Origin of the sequence: Corynebacterium sp. p3-SID1056 (assembly GCF_025152525.1) — a bacterium.
In the GTDB taxonomy this organism is placed as follows: Bacteria; Actinomycetota; Actinomycetes; order Mycobacteriales; family Mycobacteriaceae; genus Corynebacterium.
Map to the genome: position 1 here is coordinate 131291 of NZ_JALXXL010000004.1, position 24107 is coordinate 155397.

Annotated in this window: 22 protein-coding genes and 3 tRNA genes; 16 read left to right on the forward strand and 9 right to left on the reverse strand. The window is 65.2% G+C overall.

The genetic code is table 11. The features are described 5' to 3' along the window. Nucleotides 1-5: 5 nt before the first annotated feature. Nucleotides 6-797, forward strand: a complete 792-nt coding sequence (locus M3G14_RS05125) for a fumarylacetoacetate hydrolase family protein (RefSeq protein WP_259925164.1) — start codon at nucleotides 6-8, stop codon at nucleotides 795-797. Between the two features lie 19 nt (nucleotides 798-816). Here the strand turns inward: M3G14_RS05125 and M3G14_RS05130 are convergent, their stop codons facing one another. Further along, entirely contained in the window at nucleotides 817-1959 is a 1143-nt protein-coding gene (locus M3G14_RS05130; RefSeq protein ID WP_259925166.1) for an isochorismate synthase MenF, read from the reverse strand. A gap of 86 nt (nucleotides 1960-2045) precedes the next feature. Here M3G14_RS05130 and M3G14_RS05135 point away from each other — a divergent pair, with 86 nt between their 5' ends. The 7 genes from M3G14_RS05135 to M3G14_RS05165 all read left to right on the forward strand — a co-directional run bounded on the left by M3G14_RS05135 (nucleotide 2046) and on the right by M3G14_RS05165 (nucleotide 7484). Beyond that, nucleotides 2046-2198, forward strand: coding sequence for a hypothetical protein (locus M3G14_RS05135; RefSeq protein ID WP_259925168.1), 153 nt, complete (start codon nucleotides 2046-2048; stop codon nucleotides 2196-2198). A gap of 45 nt (nucleotides 2199-2243) precedes the next feature. Next, nucleotides 2244-3110, forward strand: coding sequence for a PHB depolymerase family esterase (locus tag M3G14_RS05140; protein ID WP_259925169.1), 867 nt, complete (start codon nucleotides 2244-2246; stop codon nucleotides 3108-3110). 67 nt (nucleotides 3111-3177) lie between these two features. Further along, nucleotides 3178-4668 carry a glutamate--tRNA ligase gene (gltX, locus tag M3G14_RS05145; RefSeq protein ID WP_396122192.1) on the forward strand — a complete coding sequence of 497 codons (1491 nt, stop codon included), beginning with the start codon at nucleotides 3178-3180 and terminating at the stop codon, nucleotides 4666-4668. 228 nt (nucleotides 4669-4896) lie between these two features. Beyond that, a tRNA-Gln gene (locus tag M3G14_RS05150) sits at nucleotides 4897-4968 on the forward strand. Nucleotides 4969-5003: 35 nt separating this feature from the next. Then, nucleotides 5004-5079 (forward strand) — tRNA-Glu (locus tag M3G14_RS05155). A gap of 610 nt (nucleotides 5080-5689) precedes the next feature. Further along, on the forward strand, nucleotides 5690-6886 hold the full coding sequence (gene chrA, locus M3G14_RS05160) for a chromate efflux transporter (protein ID WP_259925174.1): 1197 nt from the start codon (nucleotides 5690-5692) through the stop codon (nucleotides 6884-6886). A gap of 522 nt (nucleotides 6887-7408) precedes the next feature. Further along, nucleotides 7409-7484 (forward strand) — tRNA-Glu (locus tag M3G14_RS05165). Between the two features lie 53 nt (nucleotides 7485-7537). Here M3G14_RS05165 and M3G14_RS05170 read toward each other — a convergent pair. The 3 genes from M3G14_RS05170 to M3G14_RS05180 form a co-directional block, all read right to left on the reverse strand. After that, nucleotides 7538-8338, reverse strand: a complete 801-nt coding sequence (locus M3G14_RS05170) for a hypothetical protein (RefSeq protein ID WP_259925175.1) — start codon at nucleotides 8336-8338, stop codon at nucleotides 7538-7540. A gap of 32 nt (nucleotides 8339-8370) precedes the next feature. Then, nucleotides 8371-9141, reverse strand: a complete 771-nt coding sequence (locus M3G14_RS05175) for a hypothetical protein (RefSeq protein WP_259925177.1) — start codon at nucleotides 9139-9141, stop codon at nucleotides 8371-8373. A gap of 85 nt (nucleotides 9142-9226) precedes the next feature. After that, nucleotides 9227-11020, reverse strand: coding sequence for a fibronectin type III domain-containing protein (locus M3G14_RS05180; RefSeq protein WP_259925180.1), 1794 nt, complete (start codon nucleotides 11018-11020; stop codon nucleotides 9227-9229). Nucleotides 11021-11213: 193 nt separating this feature from the next. On the opposite strand from M3G14_RS05180, the gene M3G14_RS05185 reads away from it, so the two are divergent. Next, nucleotides 11214-12896: an alkaline phosphatase gene (locus tag M3G14_RS05185; protein ID WP_259925182.1), complete on the forward strand. Its 1683-nt coding sequence runs from the start codon at nucleotides 11214-11216 to the stop codon at nucleotides 12894-12896. Between the two features lie 18 nt (nucleotides 12897-12914). Here M3G14_RS05185 and M3G14_RS05190 read toward each other — a convergent pair whose 3' ends face one another. Continuing rightward, on the reverse strand, nucleotides 12915-13628 hold the full coding sequence (locus tag M3G14_RS05190) for an IclR family transcriptional regulator (RefSeq protein ID WP_259925183.1): 714 nt from the start codon (nucleotides 13626-13628) through the stop codon (nucleotides 12915-12917). 49 nt (nucleotides 13629-13677) lie between these two features. Here M3G14_RS05190 and leuC point away from each other — a divergent pair, with 49 nt between their 5' ends. Together leuC and leuD are read left to right on the forward strand one after the other, a co-directional pair. Further along, nucleotides 13678-15099: a 3-isopropylmalate dehydratase large subunit gene (gene leuC, locus M3G14_RS05195; RefSeq protein ID WP_259925184.1), complete on the forward strand. Its 1422-nt coding sequence runs from the start codon at nucleotides 13678-13680 to the stop codon at nucleotides 15097-15099. A 14-nt stretch (nucleotides 15100-15113) separates the two neighbouring features. Continuing rightward, nucleotides 15114-15704, forward strand: coding sequence for a 3-isopropylmalate dehydratase small subunit (gene leuD / locus M3G14_RS05200; protein WP_259925186.1), 591 nt, complete (start codon nucleotides 15114-15116; stop codon nucleotides 15702-15704). 21 nt (nucleotides 15705-15725) lie between these two features. Here leuD and M3G14_RS05205 read toward each other — a convergent pair whose 3' ends face one another. The 3 genes from M3G14_RS05205 to M3G14_RS05215 are packed head-to-tail and all read right to left on the reverse strand — an operon-like array spanning nucleotide 15726 to nucleotide 17660. Further along, on the reverse strand, nucleotides 15726-16175 hold the full coding sequence (locus M3G14_RS05205) for a YbjN domain-containing protein (RefSeq protein ID WP_259925187.1): 450 nt from the start codon (nucleotides 16173-16175) through the stop codon (nucleotides 15726-15728). A gap of 3 nt (nucleotides 16176-16178) precedes the next feature. Further along, a complete protein-coding gene (locus M3G14_RS05210) occupies nucleotides 16179-16622 on the reverse strand; it encodes a YbjN domain-containing protein (RefSeq protein WP_259925188.1) in 444 nt (147 codons plus the stop codon). Nucleotides 16623-16640: 18 nt separating this feature from the next. Then, complete coding sequence (locus M3G14_RS05215; RefSeq protein ID WP_259925190.1) at nucleotides 16641-17660, reverse strand: bifunctional NUDIX hydrolase/histidine phosphatase family protein; 1020 nt, start codon at nucleotides 17658-17660, stop codon at nucleotides 16641-16643. 187 nt (nucleotides 17661-17847) lie between these two features. Here M3G14_RS05215 and M3G14_RS05220 point away from each other — a divergent pair, with 187 nt between their 5' ends. Continuing rightward, complete coding sequence (locus M3G14_RS05220) at nucleotides 17848-18843, forward strand: NAD(P)H-dependent glycerol-3-phosphate dehydrogenase (protein ID WP_259925191.1); 996 nt, start codon at nucleotides 17848-17850, stop codon at nucleotides 18841-18843. 22 nt (nucleotides 18844-18865) lie between these two features. Next, nucleotides 18866-19915: a D-alanine--D-alanine ligase family protein gene (locus tag M3G14_RS05225; protein ID WP_259925192.1), complete on the forward strand. Its 1050-nt coding sequence runs from the start codon at nucleotides 18866-18868 to the stop codon at nucleotides 19913-19915. On the opposite strand, the gene M3G14_RS05230 is transcribed toward M3G14_RS05225, so the two are convergent. After that, nucleotides 19912-20859 (reverse strand): DUF3515 domain-containing protein, encoded by a 948-nt coding sequence (locus M3G14_RS05230; RefSeq protein ID WP_259925193.1) that lies wholly within the window; start codon nucleotides 20857-20859, stop codon nucleotides 19912-19914. The two genes, M3G14_RS05225 and M3G14_RS05230, sit on opposite strands and share 4 nt — an antisense overlap. 34 nt (nucleotides 20860-20893) lie before the next feature. Here M3G14_RS05230 and M3G14_RS05235 point away from each other — a divergent pair, with 34 nt between their 5' ends. From M3G14_RS05235 to M3G14_RS05245, 3 genes are read left to right on the forward strand one after another with little or no spacing between them, the layout of a single operon-like run. After that, the gene (locus tag M3G14_RS05235) at nucleotides 20894-21859 is read left to right on the forward strand and encodes a thiamine-phosphate kinase (protein ID WP_259925198.1); all 966 of its coding nucleotides are present in this window, start codon (nucleotides 20894-20896) and stop codon (nucleotides 21857-21859) included. Continuing rightward, nucleotides 21856-22500, forward strand: coding sequence for a uracil-DNA glycosylase (locus tag M3G14_RS05240; RefSeq protein ID WP_259925199.1), 645 nt, complete (start codon nucleotides 21856-21858; stop codon nucleotides 22498-22500). Before M3G14_RS05235 ends, M3G14_RS05240 begins: the two co-directional genes overlap by 4 nt. 11 nt (nucleotides 22501-22511) lie before the next feature. Further along, entirely contained in the window at nucleotides 22512-24104 is a 1593-nt protein-coding gene (locus M3G14_RS05245) for a DAK2 domain-containing protein (protein WP_259925201.1), read from the forward strand. Nucleotides 24105-24107: the final 3 nt, after the last annotated feature.

Genomic DNA, 24107 nt, shown 5'->3' on the forward strand with positions numbered 1-24107 from the left:
TGCCTATGCGTTTTGGACGAATTGCAACACCTGAAGGGATGACGTTCGCCGTCATCGACGACGAGGGAACGGTGGCCAAGGCGATTGCCGGCACACCGTACACCGAACCCGAGTACACCGGAAAAGAATACAAGCTCGAGGACGTGCGCCTGCTCGCGCCGACGCTGCCCAGCAAGATCGTGGCGGTGGGGCGCAACTACGCGGACCACGTGGCGGAGGTGTTCAAGGAGTCGGCTGAGCACCTGCCGCCGACCATCTTTATCAAGCCGCCAACAGCGGTGGTCGGCCCGGGCGCGCCGATCCGTATCCCGGATTTTGCCACCGGCGTGGAGTTCGAGGGCGAGCTGGCCGTCGTCATCGGGGTGCCGTGCAAAAACGTCAAGGCGAAGGACTGGAAGTCGGTGGTCCGCGGCGTGACCATCATCAACGACGTGTCGTCTCGGGACCTGCAGTTTTCCGACGGGCAGTGGGCGCGCGCCAAAGGCATCGACACGTTTGCCCCGCTCGGCCCCTGGATCGAGACGGACCTGGACAAGTTCGACTTCTCCGACCTGCCGATCAAGGCGCACCTGACCCACGATGGGACAACCGAGACGAAGCAGGACTCCAACTCCAAGCAGATGATCATGAACATCGGGGAGATGATCGAGTGGGTCACCCAGTCGTTCACGCTGCTGCCAGGCGACGTGATGGCCACCGGCTCCCCGGCCGGCACTGCTGAGATGGTGCCGGGCGACTTCATCGAGGTGGAGATCCCGGGCATCGGCCGTTTGGGCAACCCGGTGGCCCGCGCCTAAGCGGCTACGGGCCGAAGCGTTAGAGGCCAAGCGCACGCATGATCGTGCGCAGCTTGGCGCTCGTTTCGTCGAGCTCTGTTTGGGGGGCGGAGCCGAGGACGAGGCCGCCGCCCGCCCACGTGCGGGCGCTTTCGCCGGAGGCATCGACCTCGGCGCAGCGGATTGCCACCATGTACTCGCCGTCGCCGTTCGCTTCGGTGTAGCCGACTGCGCCGGCGTAGAAGCCGCGGTCAGTTTCCGCTGTGGTAATGAGCGCCTCGGCGGCCTCCGGCGGGGTGCCGCAGACGGCCGGGGTGGGGTAGAGGCGCATCGCAAGATCAAGCGCGGTGGGCGCGGGGTCCTTCAGTTCGCCCCGGATGGGCGTGGCCAGGTGCCACATTTCGCTGGTTTTTTCCAGCTCGGGGCGCTGCGGGATCTCCAACCTGGTGCATAGCGGGGCGAGGATGCCGCGAATGTGGTCGACGACGTAGGCGTGCTCGTCAAGGTCCTTCGCCGAGTGGTACAGCGCCTTGGCCGCGGCCTCGTCGGCCTCCCGGTCGTGGGGGATGCGCGCGGCGGAGCCAGCCATGGGACGGGAGGTCACCTGCGTGCCGCGGCGCTTGACCAGGACTTCGGGGGAGGAACCCACGAAGAAGTTGCCGGGGCGGCCCGCAGGGGTGAGGTCGGCGATGAACCCGTCGCGCGTGTACGACAGATCAATCAGGCGTGCGGCAACGAGCCGCGGGTCGACCGGCGGGTCGAAAGCGACGTCGACCGCGCGGGCAAGGACGACTTTGTTCAGCTTCGATGCCTCGATCGTGCCGAGCGCGGCCTCGATCCTGCGCAGGTGTTCTTGCGGGGAGGGATCGTAGCTGGTCACCGAGGCGGAAAGCTGCGAGCCCGGGCCAACGCGGTAGTAGGGGTGCGGCTCGAGCGTGCCGGATTCGCGCACGATGGTTGCTGGCACCGTCAGTGCGGCAGGGCAGTCCTGGTCGAAGGGAAGGGCACCGACGACCATGTCCACCTCGCCGGCTTCGATGGCGTCGATGGCGGCGAAGGCGTCGGAAAACTGGCGCACTGCGCCTTGGGTGCGCACCGAGCCGTGTGCACGGGACAACAGGAAGTCCGGGGCGCTCGAGGGGCGTCCAGGTTCCGGGGAATAAGGCGCGGGGGTTTGCGGCATAAGGGATGACTTTAGCAACCGCGAAGTATGCGGCAAATGTGGGGCAGTTCCATACGAAATGCCAGCCGCCTATAAGGCGGAGTAGTGTGACAGGAGTGAAAAATGTGAAATCGCTTGCTGGGTGCATGGCCGCGCTCATGCTGGCCGGCCAAGCCACTCCAGCTGCCGCACAAGACTTGTCCTCTACCATCGACGGCCACGTCAACGCCGCCGTGGAAAACGCGCACAACGCCGTTTAGGACGCGACACGCAACGCAAACGCGGAATGGAACAAGTTCGTGCGCATGGCTAACGAATCGTTGCCTGCCGGTTCCTCGCTTCTGCACAACCCGCTTCCCGCCCCGGCTCCGAAGGTGCCCGGTGCGCGCGGGTGGGCACCGCAGGCAAAGGCTCCGGTCGCCCCGGGCCGCAATGGTGAGATCGTCGGCGCCGGCCGCAGCTACCTTGTGTGGGTGCCCGCCAACTACAATCCGGCTCGACCCACCCCGGTGATGGTGGGCTACTCGGCGTACCAGGACTCCACCGAGAACTTCCGCAACTACTCGCGGCTGCGTGAGTCCGCGGTGGGGCAGAACGCCATCATCGTCTACCCGCGCGCGATCGGGGCGTCGTGGGAGGGCTCGCCGACAGCGGTGACCCGACCCGGCCAAGACATCCGCTTTGTCCGGGCCATGATTGACGACGTGCAGCGCTATTACAACATCGACCGCCGCCGCATCTACGCCACCGGTATGTCCACGGGCGGCGGCATGGCGGCGGTCTCTGCGTGCCACATGGCCGACCTCTTTGCAGGCGTGGCCGGCGTGTCCGGCGCGTACTATGCGCCGGTCAACCGCGGATGCCGGCCAATCCCGGTCGCCTTTATGGCCGTCCACGGCACGGGGGATACGCTCACCCCCTACCACGGCACGATCCGCCGCGGGGAACGCGTCCTGCCGGTACCGGCGATGTTTGCCTCCTACGAGCGTCGCAACCGTTGTGCTGGCGGCGTCGACCGCGCCCCGGTTGGGCCGGGTGCGACCCGCGTGTCCGCTCGCGGCTGCGCCAAGGGTGTGCAGGTGATCCAGGTGCACGGCTCGAACCACTACTGGTGGTACTCGCCGTCCGCCGCCGATGAGCTGTGGTGGTTCCTGTCGCGGCATTCAAAGTAGGCGGTGGTAGGCGGGGCGGTGGGCGTCGAAAAACGACTGCCCGCACGTAGGGGCTAGGATTTACCCCATGACTGAATCTGCAATGCGCGTACGTTTCTGCCCATCGCCAACTGGTACCCCGCACGTCGGGATGGTGCGCACCGCCCTGTTCAACTGGGCGCAGGCGCGGCACAGCGGCGGCACGTTTGTCTTCCGCATCGAGGACACCGACGCCGCCCGCGACTCCGAGGAGTCTTACCAGGCCATCATCGAGTCGCTTGAGTGGCTCGGCCTGAACTGGGACGAGGGGATCAACGTGGGCGGCCCGCACGAGCCCTATCGCCAGTCGCAGCGCATGGACATTTACAAAGAGGTCCTGGACAAACTGATCGAAGCAGGCGAGGTCTACCCCGCGTACTCCACCAACGAGGAAGTGCAGGCGCGTCACAAGGCAGCCGGGCGCGACCCGCAGCTGGGCTACGACAACTTCGACCGCGACCTCACCCAGGAGCAGATCGACGCATTCGAGGCCGAGGGCCGCAAGCCCGTGTGGCGTCTCCGCATGCCCGACCAGGACTGGACCTGGAACGACCTCGTGCGTGGCGAGGTGACCTTCAAGTCGGAGACGCAGCCGGACTTCGTGGTCGCCCGCTCGAACGGGGCCCCGCTCTACACCCTGGTTAACCCCGTCGACGACGCGCTGATGGGGATTACCCACGTGCTGCGCGGCGAGGACCTGCTTTCCTCCACCCCGCGCCAGATCGCCCTGTACGCGGCGTTGCAGCGCATTGGCGTCGCTGAATTCACCCCGCAGTTTGCGCACCTGCCGTTCGTGATGGGGCAGGGCAACAAGAAGCTGTCCAAGCGCGACCCGGAATCGAACCTGTTCAACCACCGCGATGCGGGCATCATCCCGGAGGGCATGATCAACTACCTCGCGCTGTTGGGATGGTCGCTGTCTGCGGATCAGGACATCTTCTCCGTCGAGGAGTTCGTCAAGGCCTTCGACGTGTCCGACGTGCTGGGCAACCCCGCCCGCTTCGACCAGAAGAAGCTCGAGGCCATCAACGCCGATCACATCCGCCTGCTCGCGCCCGAGGACTTCCGCGAGCGCCTGCGCGCCTACCTCACCGAGTACACCGATTTCCCCGCCGACTACCCGGCCGAGAAGTTCGCGCTGGCGGCCGAACTTGTGCAGACCCGCATCAAGATGCTTGGCGACGCCTACGGGCTCCTGAAGTTCCTCGTCACCCCCGACGCGCAGCTCGAGCTCAACGAGAAGGCTGCCCGCAAGAACCTCAAGGAGGATGTGGTCGAGGCGCTCGATGAGGGCATCGCCGCGCTCGAGGCCATCGACGACTCCGCGTGGGCCACCGATGCCATCGACGCCGCGCTGAACGAAGCGCTCATTCAGAAGCTCGAGCTCAAGCCGCGCAAGGCCTTCGGCGCGCTGCGCGTCGGCATCTCCGGCGAGCAGGTCTCCCCGCCGCTGTTCGAGTCCATGGAGCTGCTGGGCAAGGAATCCACGCTCGCGCGCCTGCGCGCCGCCCGCGCGGTCACGCCTTTCGCCACCGAGTAAGGAACCCTCCGTTTTCGACCGCTTTTCGACGCCCGCGTGCCCGTGTTGGCACGCGGGTTTCTTCATATCCGTACACACTTACAACCGCGTTATTCTCACGCTTGAAAACGCGCGATACGCAGGCGATTTGGTATGTATTGTGCGTTCTGGTTATAGTAATCATCGTTGTTCAGAGCGAGCACGGAAAAACTTCACAAAGAGTTTACTCCGGTAAGCACTGGAAAACGATGGCCTATGGTGTAATTGGCAACACAGCGGTTTCTGGTACCGCCATTCTTGGTTCGAGTCCAGGTAGGCCAGCAACAGAACTCCACATCGTTGTTCTGTGTCCTTGAGCCCCGTTCGTCTAGTGGCCTAGGACGCCGCCCTCTCACGGCGGTAACACGGGTTCAAATCCCGTACGGGGTACCACATACCGAGGCGGTCAGCTGAGAAGCTGGCCGCCTCGTTTTTTGTGTGTGGCTTCTGTGCTCCGTTTCGGGCCCGTCTCGGTCCTCTCGCGGCCTGGGGTGTTCACCGGTTGGGGTTCTCGCGGGGCGGGTCTAAATGGAGCTAGCTCCGTTTGGGAGATCTCGCGAGTGGCGACCTGGGGTTTCTCCGGTGGGGTGGCTGCAAATGGAGCTAGCTCCGTTTGGAAGGGCCTCCGGCACTGATGTGGGGATGCGCAGTCCGTGAAGCCCCGATCGCGCCAGTGGGGGAGAGACAGGGGTCCGAAATCCAGGACCACACCCGTCAGCCCCTCATCTGTCGTCGCGTTGCCGTGCCGGGACAATTTGGGTAATGCAGCAGGGACAATTTGGGTAATTCAGATGGGGCAAATTGGGTAATACACGCTTTTACCTGGTGTTATTGTGGTGCCGAATCAGGTGAAACGAGTGCCGTCTATGCGCCTCTTTCCAGGGCCGCTTTCGCGCGGCGAAGCGACTGTGCTTTTGCTACGGTCGGGTGCGAAGTGCCTGCTCGCCGCGGTCGCGTCACCATGCCACCGCTCGTCTTCGCCACCGAAAGTTAAGGACAGCGCATGGAAGCCACCGCACAACCGACCAACCGCGGAAGCGCCGCTGAGGTGTTCGGCGCCTTTCTCAAACTCGGCTGCACGTCCTTCGGCGGGCCGGTCGCGCACCTCGGTTTCTTTCGCGAGGAGTTTGTGAACCGCCGGAAGTGGCTTTCCGACGCCGAGTACGCCGACCTCGTCGCCCTGTGCCAGTTCCTGCCCGGCCCAGCGTCGAGCCAGGTTGGCATGGCGCTTGGTCTGCGCCGGGCGGGCGTGGCTGGGATGGTGGCGGCGTGGGTGGCGTTTACGGTGCCGTCGGCAATCGCTCTGGTCTGCTTCGCGCTCGGGGTGAGCAAGCTTGGCAACGTCGCCGACGCCGGTTGGCTGATCGGTATGAAAGCCGCGGCGGTCGCCGTGGTGGCGCACGCGCTGATCGGTATGGCGAGCTCGCTTGTCACGGACAAGTGGCGCGCACTCATCGCGGTGGTGGCGATGGTGCTCGTGCTGCTTGTGCCGAGTGCCTTCGTGCAGGTCGCCGCGATCCTCATTGGCGCGGCGGCAGGGTATGCGCTGCTGCGAGAAGCGGTCCCGGCCAGCGAGACCACACCGGGGCTGACCCTGCCGAGGAGCGCAGGCCTGGCTAGCTTAGGCGTGTTCGCCGGTCTGCTAGTTGCGTTGCCAATCATCGCCCGGGGCAGCAACGTGGGGCTCATGCTTGTCGACGGCTTCTACCGCGCCGGTGCCCTCGTCTTCGGCGGCGGACACGTCGTGCTTCCACTGTTGGAACAGGTCGTTGTGCCGACAGGGCTGGTCGATGCTGATGTATTCCTCGCCGGCTACGGGGCAGCCCAGGCGGTGCCTGGCCCACTGTTTACCTTCGCGTCCTTCCTCGGCGCGAGCGCGAACGGTGTGCACTGGGCGCTCGGTGCGGTGCTCGCCACGGTGGCGATTTTCCTGCCGGCTGCGCTGTTGGTCGTCGGCGCGATGCCGTTCTGGGACGCGCTGCGGGCGCATCCCGCGAGCCGGGGAGTGCTCGCCGGTGCCAACGCGGCGGTCGTGGGGATCCTCGCCGCCGCGCTGTACACACCAGTGTTTACGGCTGGTATCGCAGGCCCGGCGACGATGGCGCTCGCGGCGGTGGCCTTCGTGGCATTGCGGTCGTGGAAGGTGCCCGCCTGGGCGGTTGTGCTCGCAGCAGCGGCTGTGGGACTCGTGGCGCTCTAGAACACCCCATACCGGTGTGATGGGTCACACGTTGTCGCCTGCAATGTTGTCTCTGGCGGGGTTAGGACCAGTGGCTGATTTGCGGGGAGGTCTTCCTTTGCATCCGTGCCCGGCCTAGGGTGGGATGTAGCAGGTCAGACGCCCTCCCCGCACACTAGAACGCAAGGGGAGCCGAGCCAAAGACACGCTGGAAGTGAAGCGCCGACAGGAAGGAGACCGGATGACAGCAAGTGATACTGAGCATCACGACGGTGCCTCCGGCGCGGGCGAAACGCCACACGCGGCATAGCCATAATCCGACTTCCCAATCGCTAGGGATGCGAGAAGCGGAGCTGACAGCGTATTGGCTCGCGTCGAGCAGTGCACCACCAGCGATAAGCTGGACGCGACGTATGAAAGGCGCACCTACCGAGGGTGCGCCTTTCAGCATGTGACGTCCCGAAAAATGCGTTCTGTACTGGTGATTTGTGTGTTTATGGTGATGCCCTCTATTGTTTACAAAGTCGCAAGGAACGCGAACGCGCCCCGTTCGTCTAGTGGCCTAGGACGCCGCCCTCTCACGGCGGTAACACGGGTTCAAATCCCGTACGGGGTACCACATGAAGTGGCCAGCATCAGCAAAGATGCTGGCCACTTCTTCGTTTCTCAAAATCACCACCACTGCGCGCCGGCGCTGTCGAATGGGATATTCCACCTCTTCGCCATCTGTGCGAAGACGGCGCGCTCCTGGGCTCCCGAAAGGTCGATGGTGAGCGACCCCTGATCGATGGGCTTGCCATAGGGCACCATGTACAGGGCCCAACCGTTGTTGTGTTCTGGGTCGACGCGGGCTTCTTCTGAGTTATTGACCACGAGGAAGTCCTTTTCTCTGGGTCCGTCCGCGGGCACTTCCGTGTCGTAGCCGAACCTGAAATGCTGTTCTGGCAGTGGAATCCACTCGCCGTTTGGGTTCATTAACAGGCACAGCGCGGAGTATTTGACCACTTTCAGGTCCTGGTTGTTTTTCGCATATACCTGTCCGCGTTTGATCAGGTCTCCAACAAGTACGGGGTAGAGCCGTAGCCACCCGTTTTTCCAGGCCGTCTGAATGCGGTTTCTTTGTCGAATCTCGCGTACCCCGCGGTATAGAACCAGCGTAGCCCCGGCATAGAACACTACGGCGAGACACAAGAAGATAGCGGTGACGTGGGCCAAGTTGGCGTCGAACGCCGAGAGCGATGCGTTGCCCATGATTAGAAGGCCAAGTGAAAGGATGACGGTGAAGATTATCTGCTGCGCGCGGCTAACCAGAGTCGGGCGCCCCTCTCGCTGGATGAGCTCCGCGATCCCGCTCGTATCCTGGTCCAGATTCTTCTTGTTAACGGGGACGCTTTGCAGGGCGTCTCGGAGCCGGGTGGAGTCGGCCTCGTAAAAGGGGAGCCTGGCGGAGGTGAAGTCTTCCCGGTTGATCATGTGACCCAGACTACGTTGATCAATGGCAAGTGTCAGTGCTTTTCCCACCAGCGCTCGTCTGTGTCCTGCCCCGGCAGCTGCCAGGTGCGTGCGATGTGGGAGAAGATGCGCGCCTCATCGTCCGCGGACAGGTTCACAGCGATTGCGCCCTGGTCGACGGGTTCGCTGTAGGGTGCTAAGTAGAGGACCCACCCGTTGTTGTGCTGTGGGTCGACGGCAGGAACCGCTCCGGATTCGGCGATGCGCAACCCCTGCGGACCAGAGGTGCGGTTGAGCCTGAGTAGTTGCTCCTTTACCGGTATCCATTCGCCTTTGGGACTCAGTACGAGCGCTGGTGCGGTGCATGTGGCGTGCTGACCCTTGGCAATGTGTTTCGCTGCGGTGTCCCCCTTCGGTACGAGGTCGCCGATGAGCGCTGGAGCCACGCGCAGCCAGCCGTTTGCCCACGCCTGCTGGATCCGCTGTCGGCGCCTACGTTCCCGGAACGCGTACGAGCCCCAGCCAAAGACCATCATGAGCACCATCACGATCGTGAAGAAGGTATTGCCCGAGACCACTTGGGCAACAATCACAAAACCGGCCATAAAGAGGTAGGCGTATGCGGTTTGCGGCTCGGGTTGGAACAGGCCCTTCTGGATGGGCAGGGAAATCCCCTCTCGCTGAATCAGCTCTGCGACGCCGGTGGGGTCACGCTGCGGATTGGGTGCCGTCACAGGCTCGTCCTGGATGGCGAGGGTCAGGCGTGTGTAATCCGTGTCATAGATAGGCAGCCTGGAGGCGGTGAGGTCTTCCCGGTTGATCATGCGGCCCAGCGTACGTGCCCGACGCACACGTGTGCCGCCGGTTGGGCCACAGAATTACTGCGTCAACCGGCGGCCGGTGCGTGGTTTAGATATTGAAGTAGTCTCGGATCTGCTGCACCAGCTGCGGGTGCAGGTAGGTCAGCGCTGCAGCAATGACGGCGAGCAGTGCTGCGAGCACGCCAAGCACCGTGAAGATGATGCCCGCGGTGCTGCTTCCAGCCTGCTTCGGGTCGTCGGCCGGTTGCGCCCCGGTCGTGAGCTTCTCGGCAGTCTTGGTGATGGTGGTCGGAACCTCAACCTTCGAGGTGCTGGTCAGTGTCTTCTCCACCGTGGTGGGCACGGTTGTGGTTACCTCAACTTCTTTCGTGGTCGGTGAGGTCTGCGTCGACGTGGACGTGACTACCGCGTCCTGGACCGTTGTCACGGTCGAAGTGACCTTCTTCTCCGAGGTCACCGTGGAGGTGACTACCTCGGGCTCCGGCTTTTCAGTCGTCGTTGCGGTTGCGGTGACGGTTGCTGCAGAAGACTCTGCGGGCTCCGAAGGTTTCGCCGGCGTCGTCTCGGCCGCGGATTCTGTCGGCGTTGCCGCAGGCGTCGTCGTTTCCTCCTCCGGCTGCTGTGCGTCCTTCTTCTGCAGCGTCACCTGATCCACTACGTATGGGGTGTTGATGTTGTAGGTGGTCAGCTTGAGCGTTTCCGGGTTGACCTCAACGCTGGTGTAGTCCGGGTTGTAGTCCTGGCGCCAGCGGGCGGTGGAGTCGTGCGCGATATCGGTTGCGCGCTCTTCGCGGATCCGCGGGTACTTCTGGCCGTCGGTGCCCTGGAAGTCGTAGTACTTGCCGCCGGTGGCGGTGGTGGAAGTGACGTAGAGGACCTGGTTCTCGTCCGGGATGAGCACGTCGCCGGCCTTTGCGGCACCTTCGGGGATGACAGGCTCGGCACCCTCCATAAGGTGGCTGCGGGTGTAGATGTGGTCGTGGCCGCTCAGGACGAGGTCAACACCGGCGTCGGAAAGCTTCGGGGTGAGCTCTTCGCGCAGGCGCACCACGTCGTCGTCCGTGTAGTGGGTGCCCTGCGAGAACGGCGCGTGGTGGAAGCCTACGATGACCCAGTCCGCCTCTGCTCCGTGCTCGTCGATGGCGTTTTGGACGAACTCGGCGTGTTGCACGATCTCATCGGACTTGGAGGCGTTGCTGTCCAGGCCGATGAAGAGCACGTTGTTGTAGTTAAAGAAGTAGTTTCCCGAGTCGTTTTCCTCATTGGGCAGGTAGAACGCGTCGTTGAAGTGGCGCTTGGTGGTGTAGGTCTCGTGGTTGCCGCGCAGCACGCCGAGGCGGTAGCTGCGCAGCTTCTCCGGGGCGGTAAACGCCTTGGTCTGCGCGGTGGCGGAGCCCCAGCCTTCAATCTGGTCGCCCAAGTGCATGATGAAGGAGGCGTCCGGGTGCTCAGAAGTCGCGGTGTTTACGGCCTTATCCCATGCGGCGGCCTGCTCTTTCACCTTGGCGTCAACACCGATCTGAGCGTCCGCGAAGGCGAGGAAGCTCCAGCTCTCCGATTGCGCGTCGGTGGTGAAGGTGTATTCGTCGGTCCATCCGATGCGATCGTTGCCCACGCGGTAGGCGTACTCGGTGTCCGGCTCGAGACCGGTCATCAAGGCCTCGTGGGGGCCGCGCTCAGATTCCACCCGCTGCTTGTCATCCGGTGCCGAGGTCTTCCAGTACTCGAGGTACTGGCTGCCCAAAGTCGGTGATTGCCAAGCGACGTTGGCCTGGGTCTCGTCCGCGCCGATGCCAAAGGTGAGGCGATCGACCTTATCCGTGGCGGCCTGTGCGGTGGGGACCGTCAACGTCGAGACAGACAGTGCAGCGCTCAGCGTCACGGCTATGGCGGGTCGCAGAAGTGAAGTGGGGCGGTGTGAAGTACGCGTGAGGGTCATGGTCTGCTACCTAACCTGAACGTTTTAAACAGCCGGTTACATGCAAAGTGCCCGAAAGCTGAATAGAAGGTGAACTTTTGCCAACATCGTGCTGTTCGCCTTGCGGGACGCGTTGTGCTGGTTGAAAGTAAGCGGCATGAGCTCAGAAATCCGTGTGAATCGTCGTGTCCTCCTGCAAGCTGGCGCAGCATCGGCTGCGGCCGTGGCCATTGGGGCCGGGGGCGCGTACGCCGCGCGCACCTCTACGGTGTCCACCCCAGAAGGTCCGACCACGGCGGGGGAATGGGGCTTGCCGTTTTTGCACGGGGTGGCCTCAGGCGACCCGCTTCCGGACCGCGTGGTGCTCTGGACCCGTGTGACACCTTCGCGCGACGCGCTGCCCGGATCTGGTCTGGGTGAGGACGTGGAGCTTGAGTGGCAGATCGATACCTCGGAGGACTTCGACAACCCGCGCACCGGCACGGTCGTGGCGATTGCCTCGGCCGACCACACGGTGCATGTGGACCCGACCGGTCTTTCACCGGATACGGAGTACTTCTACCGCTTCATCGTGCAGGGTGGAGAGCACGCGGGGGCGACCTCCCCGGTCGGTCGCACCCTGACCGCGCCTGCGGAGGATGCGGAGCTGGATCAGCTCAACCTCGCCATCGCCTCGTGTGCCAACTGGGAGTCCGGGTTTTTCAGCGCGTATGGCGACATGGCGCAGCGGGCACGCAACCGCGAGATCGACCACGTGGTGTTCTTGGGCGACTACATTTACGAGTATCCGACCGGCGAGTACGCGGGCAAGAGCGGCGTGGCGCGCATGCACCACCCGGAGTGGGAGATCACCACGCTCGAGGACTACCGCCAGCGCTACGGACGCTACCGTACCGACCTCAACCTGCAGGCCGCTCACGGCGCGTGCCCGTGGATTGTGGTGTGGGATGACCACGAGGTTGCGAACAACAACTGGCGTGACGGCGCGGAAAACCATACGGATGGTCGCGTTGAAGGTGAGTGGGCGCAGCGTCGAGAAGCGGCGATGCAGGCGTACTTCGAGTGGCTGCCGGTGCGCGCCGAGTCGCTTTCCGAGGAGCGCCGCATCTACCGCCGCTTCACTTTCGGCACGCTCGCGCAGCTGACGGTGATGGACCTGCGTACCTACCGCGACGAGGAGACCACGGGCGCGCAGTTCGACGACCCGGATCGCACGATGCTGGGCTCCGAGCAGTTCGACTGGCTGGCCGAGCAGCTGAAAACTTCCAATGCCCGCTGGGATGTGCTGGGCAACTCGGTGATGATTTCGCCGATGCGTTTCGCCACGATCGCGGGCAACGACAAGGCGAATGAGGCGATCGGCTACATCCGGGAACGCTCGACCGGTATCGCCGTCAATTCGGACCAGTGGGACGGCTACACCGCCGAACGGGACCGACTCCTCACCGTGCTGGACGAGCAGGGGAGCAACGCGCTGTTTCTTACCGGCGACATCCACTCCGAGTGGGCGAACTCGATATCTGCAACCTACGGTGAGATCGGCTGCGAGATGGTCACCACTTCGATCTCCGCGCCCAATGTGGACGAGATTCTCACCAGCGCGTTCGGCACCTACCACCCGGAGGACAACTCCACCTCGCTGCTGGTAGAGAAGGTCATCCGCGACAATAACCCGTGGGTCAACCACATCGATTTCGACGCGCACGGCTACGGCGTCGCCAGCATCCACCACGATTTCGTGGACATGCTCTACTACCGCGTCTCTGACGTCGAGGACCCGGAGGCCACGGTCGCGCTCGGCGAGCAGCGCCAGTGGCGCATCGGTGAGGGCTTCGTCTAGGCCTTTGCTTATCGACGCCTACAGCGCCGCCTCCAAACGCTCACGCGCGGCGAGCAGCGCCTCGCCCCATTTCGCGGCGGGGCTGGGGGATAAACGCTCCGCCGGGCCGGAGACGGAGAGGACGGCGATGACGCTGCCGTCGCGCTCCCGGACGGGGGTGGAGACAGAGGCGAGCCCGACTTCGCGTTCGGCGACCGATTCTGCAAGTCCGGTCTCGCGGACTTTACGGAGTTCGGAGGCGGGGAAGGGCGTGGCGTCGATAAGCGAGAAAGCGGCGTAGACTCGCGCGGCCGAGCCTGCTGCGAGCGAGAGCTGCGATCCCACGGGCACGGTGTAGGTTAGGCCGGCGGCTGGCTCCTCGGCCGCGATGCATGTGCGGGTCTCGCCGGTGAGCTCGTAGAGTTGCACGGCCTCGCCGGTGGTGGTGACGAGCTCGCGCATGATCGGAGATGCGGCGCTGAGCAGCAGCGGGGAGGTGCCCGAGGTGAAGCTTGCGAGCGCGGGACCGATTGTCCACGCGCCGGATTCGGTGCGGGCGAGGATGTGGTGGACCTCGAGCGCTGTGGCGATGCGGTGGGTGGTCGCGCGCGGGAGGCCGGTGTCCTCGCTGAGCTGTGCGAGCGTCTTTTCCCCGCGGGCGACGGCGCGCACGATTGCAACGGAGCGGTCAAGCACTTTGATGCCGGAATCTTCGCTATACTGTCTCACGTAATGGATGATACCATCCCGCATCTTGGGAAGCAGAGTCGTTTCCGAGGCGTGGGGACGGAGGAGGAACAGTATGGCACGCACGCCACAAACCCTGGCAGAAAAGGTCTGGAACGACCACGTCGTCAAAGCCGGCGAAAACGGTGAACCCGACCTTATTTACATCGACTTCCAGCTGCTGCACGAGGTGACCTCCCCGCAAGCCTTCGACGGGCTGCGCATGGCCGGGCGCGCAATGCGGCACCCGGAACTGCACCTGGCCACCGAAGACCACAACGTGCCCACCGAGGGCATCGTCAGCGGCAACCTGCTCGAGATTCACGAGCCGACCTCGCGCACCCAGGTGGAAACCCTGCGGAAAAACTGCGAAGAGTTCGGCGTGACACTGCACCCGATGGGGGACGTCAAGCAGGGCATCGTGCACACGGTCGGCCCGCAACTGGGCATCACCCAGCCTGGCATGACGATTGTTTGCGGAGACTCGCACACCTCCACCCACGGCGCGTTCGGCTCTATCGCCATGGGCATCGGCACCTCCGAGGTCGAGCACGTCATGGCTACCCAGACGCTGTCGCTCAAACCCTTCAAGACGATGGCGGTGGAGGTCACGGGCGAGCTCGCGGAAGGCGTGAGCGCCAAGGACCTCATTTTGGCCATCATCGCGAAGATTGGCACCGGCGGCGGCCAGGGCCACATCATTGAGTACCGCGGCGAGGCCATTGAGAAGCTGTCCATGGAAGCGCGCATGACGATTTGCAACATGTCGATCGAGGCAGGTGCCCGCGCCGGCATGGTCGCACCGGACGAGAAGACCTTCGAGTACGTCAAGGGCCGTGAGTACGCCCCGACCGGCGCCGACTGGGATGCTGCCGTTGAGTACTGGAAGACGCTGCCCACCGACGAGGGCGCCGAGTTCGACACCGTCGTGGAAATCGACGGCTCGAGCCTCACCCCCTTCGTCACCTGGGGCACCAACCCGGGCCAGGGGCTCCCGCTGGCGAGCGACGTGCCCGACCCCGAGGACTTCACCGACGAGAGCTCCAAGCAGGCCGCCGAGAAGGCGCTGGCCTACATGGATCTGACCCCGGGCACGCCGCTGCGCGAGATCGCCATCGACACCGTCTTCCTCGGCTCCTGCACCAACGCGCGAATCGAAGACCTGCGCGCCGCCGCATCCGTGGTGCGCGGCCGCCACATCGCGGACAACACCCGCATGCTGGTCGTGCCTTCCTCCACGCTGGTCAAACAGCAAGCGGAAGAGGAAGGCCTGGACAAAATTTTCACCGAGTTCGGTGCCGAGTGGCGCACCGCCGGTTGCTCCATGTGCCTGGGCATGAACCCAGACCAGTTGGCGCCGGGGGAGCGGTCGGCGTCGACAAGCAACCGCAACTTCGAGGGCCGCCAGGGCCCGGGCGGGCGCACCCACCTCGTCTCGCCGCTGGTCGCCGCCGCTACCGCGGTCACCGGCCACCTCGCCAGCCCCGCCGACCTGTAAAAGGAGAAAGCATCATGGAGAAATTCACCACCCACACCGGCGTCGGCGTGCCGCTGACCCGCTCAAACGTCGATACCGACCAGATCATCCCCGCCCGCTACCTCAAGCGCGTTTCGCGCACCGGCTTCGAAGACGGCCTATTTTCCAACTGGCGCGAAAACCAGCCGGACTTCGTGCTCAACCAGGACGAGTACGCCGACGGCTCCGTGCTCTTTGCCGGACCGGATTTCGGTACTGGCTCCTCCCGCGAGCACGCAGTCTGGGCGCTGATGGACTACGGCTTCAAGGCCGTGTTCAGCCCGCGTTTCGCGGATATCTTCCGCGGTAACTCCGGCAAGGCCGGCCTGCTCGCGGGCATTATGAGCGAGTCCGACATCGAGCTGATCTGGAAGCAGCTCGAGCAGCAGCCCGGCCTCGAAGCCACCGTCTCGCTCGCGGACCGCACCGTCACCGTGGGCGAAAACACCTACACCTTCGAGATCGACGACTACACCCGCTGGCGGCTCATGGAAGGCCTCGACGACATCGGGCTTACGCTTCGCGACGACGCCGCCATCGCCGACTACGAATCCGCCCGACCCGCATTCAAGCCGGCGGTGCGATAACACGCTCCCGTGCTGCGCGGGCTACTCCGGTAGCTTGCGCAGCACCTCGGGTGCGAACTCGGACAAAAACGCCTTCGCGGTGTTTACCAGGCCGAGCACGCCGCGGTCGACGAAGTCCCGGAACTGCTCGTCGGTGTGCTGCCACTGGCACGGCAGCGCATAGGAGATTCCGAGGGCGGCAAGGTCGCGCTCCGGCTCCTCAATCGCAATTGCGGTGGGGAAGGAGCGGGCGTTGTTGAACTGCTCGCAAAACTCGAGCACGTCTTCAAAACGGGAGGCGGGAATCTCGCTCACACCGATCGTGGTAAACAGCACGATCGTATTCGACGTATAGGAGATATCCATCGCGATGCCGGAAAAGACCGTCCGGATCGTGTCTTGTGCTTCGGACTCGCTGTACTTCCACCCCTGCGCAGCGAAGTAGTCGCGCACGCGTGCCAGGTCAGACTGCTTCACACCGGTAGCGCTCATCGTTTAGGCCTCCTTCTCAGCGGATCCGTCGCGCAGCTGCGGCAGCTGCTCGTTCAGCGTATCCGTGGCGTAGCGCAGCATAGCGAAGCTGAAGTCCAGGATCTTCTGCAGCTGCTCGTCGTCGGCGCCGCCGACCGGGAAATACGGGGCGTCGATAAAAGCGAGCATCGCGCCGTCGTCCCAATCCACCCGGTGCGCGCGCAGTCGGGGAAGGGAGCGGTTGAGGTGGTTGACCGCCCGGCGCAGCGCCGCCTTGTCCTCATCGCTGCGCGCCTTGCCCAGCCAGCGCGACACGATGTTGAGCATGTCGCCCTCGATCCGGAAGAAACACACGGCGCTGGGGAACGCGGTGACCGTCAACCCATCGGTCTCGCTGCGGTAGTGCTTGAGGCCTAGCGCATCCAGGGTGGCCTCAATGCGCTCCTGCGTGACGGGAGCGAAAGCCATAAACTTCTTCGTCCTTTCTTACTGCACTGGCAGTGCCGACGGAAGGTAATCCGCGCCGGTGAGCTGACCATCGTGGAAGGTCAGCGACCATACGGATCCCTTCTTCGCCTTGATCTCTGAATCGATCGGCAACGTACCGTTTGCTGCCAACCACGCTATCAGCCCGGGGATGGCCTCGCCCTGGCTGCACACGACGCTCGTGCCGCCGGCGTCGATGATGTCCTGAAAAGCGCGCTTGGCGCCCACCATGTCTTCCAGCCACGCCTGATCGCCGAAGCGGGAATCGACGGTGATGTCGAGGCCCAGCTCGTCGGCAAGCGGCTCTACCGTGGAGCGGCAGCGATCCGGGCGCGCCGAGTAGATCCGCTCTGGCGCAAATGGCGCGAGCAGCGGCACGAGCATTTCCGCCTGCCGACGCCCCTTCTTATCCAACGGACGCAGATTATCGTCGCCTGACCACTTTTGCCGCTCGTGCGCGCGGGCGTGGCGCACCAGCAGGATGCGCGTGTGCGCGGGGCGCGAGAAGCGCTTCTCGGCCTTTTCGAGTACCTTGCGGTCGAGCGCGTAGCTCATCAACTCCTTTGCCTGGGAGATAGGCAGCCAGCGGATTTCGTCGACCTCGTCGTTCGAGGTGAACTCGCCGCCGGTGACCTCCCCGGTCCAGTAATAGACCACCTTGGTGGTGTTTTTCACGGGGTAGACCGTCTTGCCCAAGAGCTTGCCCAAGCGGACGTGGTAGCCGGTCTCCTCGCGGATTTCGCGCACGGCGGTGGCAATCAGCGACTCACCCGGGTCGAGCTTGCCTTTCGCCAGCGACCAATCGTCGTAATGCGGGCGGTGGATGCAAGCAACCTCAATCGAGGAGGCATCGCTGTTATCGCCGCGCCACAGCACCGCGCCGGCGGCCAGCGTGGTGCGGGTGAACTCGTCCTGCGGGCGCTTCGGCACTTCTTGATGGCGGCCGGTCAAAAACATCTCCCCGGCGATGTCCTTGTGCTGCTCGTGCAGTTTCCCCTTATGCGATTTCTTTTCAGCCATACCCGCTATCTTTGCCTACCTTGCCTCAGTGCGCCACGCGCGGCACGCCCCTGGGCGGTGTCGATTGTGGAAAAGGGTGCAATTCGCTGCTGCGGGTGCCGCCGGGCTCGGGACGGTACAACGGCCGTGCGGGTGATAGGTTGAAACAACGTTTGGTGGCAGATGGATCAGGAAGGCATGCAAACCGATGGTGAATGTGGCAGTGCTCGGTGCCGGTTCGTGGGGGACAACGCTTGCGAAGGTCTTTGCCGACGCCGGCAACACCGTCGACCTGTGGGCGCGCCGGCCCGAACTCGCGCGCCAGCTGGCCGACACTCGGGAAAATCCCGACTACCTGCCTGGAATTAGGCTGCCCGAGACGGTGCGCCCCACCGCCGATGCGACAGAGGCCTTGGACGCCGATATCGTCGTCTTTGCGGTGCCCAGCCAGACCATGCGTGAAAACCTCAAGGCATGGGCGCCCCACCTGCGCGTTGACTCCACGCTGCTTTCCATCTCAAAAGGCATTGAGACGGATACCCACCTGCGGATGTCGCAGATCATTGGCGAGGTCACTGGGGCCGAGGACGACCGCATCGCCGTGCTCTCTGGCCCGAACCTGGCCCGGGAGGTTGCGCTCGAGCAGCCCGCCGCCACCGTGATTGCCTGCAGCGATCTCAACCGGGCCAAGCTGGTCCAGGCCGCGTGCGCCACGAGCTATCTGCGCCCGTACACCAACGAAGACGTGATCGGCTGCGAGATCGGCGGCGCGACCAAGAACGTGATCGCGCTGGCCTGCGGCATGGCTTCCGGCCAGGGGCTGGGGGAGAACACGCTCGCTACGCTCATTACCCGCGGCTTGGCGGAGATTACCCGCCTCGGTACCGAACTGGGCGCGGATGCGCGTACCTTTTCCGGGCTGGCCGGCCTGGGCGACCTGGTGGCGACCTGTTCTTCGCCGCTGTCGCGTAACCGCACGTTCGGCTCCGCCCTCGGCAAGGGCGCGACGATCGAGGAGGCGAAGGCCGCGACGCGCGGGCAGGTCGCGGAGGGCGTGGTGTCGTCGAGAAGCATTTTTCAGCTCGCGCAAGAACGCGGCGTCGACATGCCGCTGACCCAGGCGGTGTACGCGGTCTGCCATAAGGGTGTGAAGGTTCCGGAGACTATTGCGGCGCTGATGGGGCGGAGCAAGAAATCCGAGTAAGTTCCTGGTGTAGTCTCGTCATGTGATTCGTATAGCCGTTATTTACGGTGGCCAGTCCACCGAGCACTCAATTTCCTGCATCTCGGCAGGCGCCGTCATGGCGCACCTTTCGCCCGAGCGTTACGAGGTCTACCCCGTCGGCATTACGCGCGAGGGAGCCTGGGTAGAGGGCAGCCACGACCCGGTGGCGGGTGCCACGCTGCCCGAGGTTGCGGGCGAGCGCGAGGTGGCGCTCTCGCTCAACCCGGATCGCCGCGGGCAGCTTATCGACGTCGCGACAGGCGAGGTTCGCGCCACCGTCGATGTGGCCTTCCCCGTCCTGCACGGCAAGTTCGGAGAAGACGGCACAATCCAGGGCCTGCTGGAGCTGGCTGGGTTGCCCTACGTCGGCCCAGGCGTATTGGCCTCGGCCTGCGGGATGGATAAGGAATACACCAAGACACTCGTGCGCGCCGCTGGCGTCGCGGTTGCGGGCGAGGTGGTGCTGGGCAGAGGCGAGTCGCTGGATGAAGCGCAGCGCGCGGAGCTTGGCCTTCCGGTGTTTGTGAAACCCGCCTCGGGCGGTTCCTCGATCGGCGTGTCCAAGGTGGAAAGCTGGGAGGCGCTCGACGAGGCGCTTGCACTCGCCTTTGATTCGGACGAGAAAGTGCTGGTGGAATCCGAGCTGGTCGGCGACGAAGTCGAGGTCGGCGTCATCGAGCACCCGGACGGGCGGATCGAGGCGAGTGTGCCAGCCCGCCTCAACGGCACCGAGGACTCGGCCGAAGGCTTCTACGGGTTCGAGACAAAGTACTTGGAAGATGGGGTGACGGCGACGATCCCCGCGCCCTACGACGACGCGGTGATCGAGCAGCTTCAGCAGCTTGCGTTGCGGTGTTTCCGGGCGCTGAACTGCAAGTCGCTCGCGCGCATCGACTTCTTCGTCACCGCAGAGGGCCCGGTGCTCAACGAGATCAACACGATGCCCGGCTTCACCCCGATTTCCATGTACCCCCAGGTGTGGCAAGCCAGCGGGCTTGACTACCCGGAGATGCTGGACCTGCTCGTCACCACCGCGCTGGCCCGCGCCTAACGCTCGGGCAGCGTGTCCGCGATCAACTTCGACAGGTTGGTCACGGCCTCGTTGCCCTCGGACTGTGGCAGCGACGCGGCTACATCGGTGACCCGCCCGAGCGCGTACCAGGTCGACGTGGTCGTGCCGTTGGCGAGCGTGGTGTCCTCGAACCAGGGGATGTCATTGACCTGCGAAAGTTGCGCGCCCGCAGCGTAGTGCTCCGGTTCCGCTACGCCGCACCGCACGACGATCGGTTCCTTGCCCTCGGCAATCCAGGCCACCGTGTGTTCGGTTGCTGGCTCCACCCGGCGGTAGCCGGTGGCGATGTCCTGCGGCGCGGCGTCGATAAGCGAGCTGCATGCCGCGGCATCTTCCGGATTGGCCGCGCGCTGGAGCTGCGTCAGGGGTGCTTCGCCCACCGGCTGCTCGCCGGCCGGCAGCGCAGCCAAGTCCAGGCCCTCGAGGGGAGTGTCGGCCTTGCCCAGGGAAGCCTCGTCCGCGGTCACGGCGACGGCCGGCTCGCGATCCACGCTGAACCAGGTAGCAAGCGTGGACCCCGGGGTCGCATCGTCGACGCGCAGCCAACGCGCGCCCGCGGCCTCGAAGACGAGGGGCTCGGAGTACGCCGTGTACTGCGCGGGCATGTGCACCCCGCAGCGTAGGGTGATGCGTTCGGTGGAGGAGGACTGCCAGGCGGCCGCGCCCGCGGGTGCCGGATCCGCGAGCTCGGCGCGCCGGTGGCCGTTGAGTTTTTCCGGCAGGGAAGCGACGAGCGCGGCGCACTCGGGCGAGTCCGCTGCGGGCGAGTCGAGCTGCGACATCGCGACCGGCTGCTGCGCTGCCTGCTTCACGAAGTAGCGCGCGCCACCGAGGACTACCGCGACGAACGCCAGCGCGAGCCCAAGGCTCACAATTACTGTGGTTCGGTTAATCTGTGAATCGTTCGCCGCGGAATCAGTCATGGCGTCACAGTCTATCGAAAGGTGCGTGCCCCTCGTGATCACTACCGGGTTCCCCACCGTGGGTCCCTCGCTCGCCGAGGTGGGGGAGCGCGCCGTCATCGACGCCATCGTGGCGGCCTCGCCCTCGCCAATCAACGGCGACGACGCCGCGGTGCTTACCCCGTCAACCCCCAATTCGCGCGTGGTCGCCGCCACCGACATGCTCGTCGAGGGCCGCCACTTCCGCGCCGACGTCACCACCCCGGAAAGCGTCGGACGCAAGGCAGTGATACAGAACTTCGCCGACATCGAGGCGATGGGGGCGCGCCCAATCGCCGCGCTGTTGGCCATCGCCGCCCCGCCGACGACCCCGCTGTCGGTCATCGAAGGCCTCGCGCGCGGCGTCGGCGCGGCGACCGAGGCGTACTCCACCGAGCTCGTCGGCGGTGACGTTACGCAGTCGCGGCAGCTGGTCATCTCTGTGGCCGCGATCGGCTCGCTCGGCGGCAACCGGGAGCCGCTGACCATGGCCGCGGCCCGCCCGGGGCAGCGGGTGGTGGCGCACGGCACCATCGGCTATTCGGCCGCGGGCTTCGCGCTTCTCGACGCCCGCGTGGACATCCCCGAAGCCCTCGAACCACTCGTCCGCGCCCACCAGGTCCCGCAACTGACCCCGGGCCGCGGTGTGGTCGCGCGCGCAGCAGGGGCGACGGCGATGACGGACAACTCGGACGGGCTCATCCGCGACCTCACCCGGCTCGCGGAGCGCTCCGGGGTAGGCTTGGACCTCTCCGCGCTGGCGATCGCGCCCGATGATCTACTCAGACAGGCCGGGAAGCTGCTCGGTGTCGACCCGTGGCAGTGGGTGCTCACTGGGGGAGAGGACCACACGCTGCTGGGCACGTGCGACGGCTCAGCACCGGTGGGGTTCCGCTCCATCGGCACCGTCACCCGCGCCCCGGGCGTGCGCATCGACGGCGAAGCGCCGGCCTACACCGAAGGATGGGAGAGTTTCGGATGAACCTACCGGTACACGAAAGCTGGCAGGAACCGCTGCGCGGCGTGGAGGAGCAGATCCACGCCATGGGGGATTTCCTGCGCGCAGAGCAGGCCTACCTGCCGCGCGGCAACGATATCCTGCGCGCTTTCGCCGACCCCTTTGACCAGGTGCGCGTGCTGATCGTCGGCCAGGACCCGTATCCCACGCCCGGCCACCCCATGGGCTTGGCCTTTTCCACCCAACCCGGGGTGAAGCCACCGCGCAGCCTGGTCAATATCTATAAGGAGCTCCACGACGACCTCGGAATACCCCCGCGCGCGGACGGCGACCTCTCGTCCTGGTCGCGCCAGGGCATCTTGCTGCTCAACCGCGTGTTGACCGTGCGGCCGGGCGCACCCGCCTCACATCGCGGGAAGGGCTGGGAGCAGGTCACCGAGGCCGCGATCACCGCCCTTGCGCAGCGCGAGACGCCACTCGTCGCCATTCTGTGGGGCCGCGACGCCCAAAGCGCGGCCCGCTTCCTTGGCGACACCCCACGAATCGAATCGCCGCACCCCTCGCCGCTGTCCGCCAGCCGTGGTTTCTTCGGCTCGCGGCCCTTTTCGCGCGCAAACCAGGCCTTGGTCGACCAAGGTGGGCAGCCGGTGGACTGGGGCCTGTAAGATATCCGCTCATGGTGACTCCTCCCCGCTTCGACGGTGCCCGCCTGCGTGCCTGGGCGCAGCGCGCTGCAGCTGAACTCGACCGTCGGCGGGTGGAGATTAACGAGCTCAACGTCTTTCCCGTCCCGGACGCGGACACCGGCTCGAACATGGCGCACACGATGGCCGCCGCCGTCGCCGCCACCGAGGCACTTCCCGCAGACGCGAGCGCCTCGCAAGTCGCCGAAGCGCTCGCGCAGGGCGCGGTGCACGGGGCGCGCGGGAATTCCGGGGTGGTCCTCTCTCAGGTGTTGCGCGGGCTCGCGCAGTCCATGGTGGAGGAAACCGCCGGCGGGGTCGTGGTCGCCGAGGCGCTCGCCGCGGCAGTGCGCTTCGCTGACCGCGCGATTGCAGAGCCCGTCGAGGGTACCGTGATCACGGTGCTGCGCGCCGCTGCGGTTGCCGCCCAGGAAGCGGTGGCAGAGGCGGGCGGTGCGCCGTCGATAAGCAGGGTGGCGGCTGCGGCGACGGAGGCAGCGCGCATCGCGCTGGCGAATACCCCCTCCCAGCTCGCCGCGCTGCGCGAGGCCGGGGTCGTCGATGCCGGCGGCACTGGCCTGGTGATTTTGCTCGAAGCGCTTGTCGACGAAACCGCGCAGACAACCACGGGAACGGCCGCAGCAGCGACGGGGGTCCTGCTCGAGCTGCACGACACGGACACGGCTGCGGCAGCGACACATTCGCAGCACGGGGTGCCGGGGAACCTGGAGGTGATGTACTTCTTCCGCGGGGACCTCGACGCGCTGGAGACCACGCTGCGCGAGCTCGGCGACAGCCTCGTGATCGCGCGCGCAGGCGACACCGAGGGCACCGTGCACATCCACTCCACGCGCGCCGGCGCCGTCATCGAGGCCGCCTACGCCGCAGGCGAGGTCAGCGACCTGCGGCTAGAAGTTCTGCCCGCAGAACCCGTCACTGACACCCCCGGACGCACGATTATCGCCGTCACACCACCCGGCTCGTTGACCGAGCTCTACACGCAGGCCGGCGCGATTACCGTCGCCCCGGACGAGGATGTGGTGGCTGACGTGCTCGCAGCGATTCGCCGCTCCGGCGCGCAGGAGATCATCTTGCTGCCCAACGGTTTGCTGGACAGCCGCAACCTGGTCGCGGTGGAGAAGGCAGCGCGCGCCTTCGAGCAATCCATCACGCTTTTGCCGACCGTCCGCCTGGTCTCCGGCATCGCAGCGCTGACCGTGCACGATGCGGCACAGCCGCTGGCCACGGCCGCGTTTACCATGTCGGAGGCGGCCGGCGAGATGCGCACCGCCGTGGCGCACCGTGCGGAGAAAGCCGGGCTGATCCAGGGCGGGCCCGTGGGCAAGGGTGACATCATCGTCAGCGCGCATGGAGAAACTGTACTTATTGCCGACACCGCCGCAGAGGCGTTGAGCGGTGCCTGTGCACGCCTGCTCGAGCACGGGGGTGAGCAGGTCACCGTGCTTTACGACCCGCTCGCCATCGACGCGTCGCAGCTGGCTGGCCTTGAGGAGACACTTGGCGTGGACGTGATGATCTACCCCGCCGATGGCCTCGGTGCGGTGGCGGAGATCGGGGTAGAGTAGCGG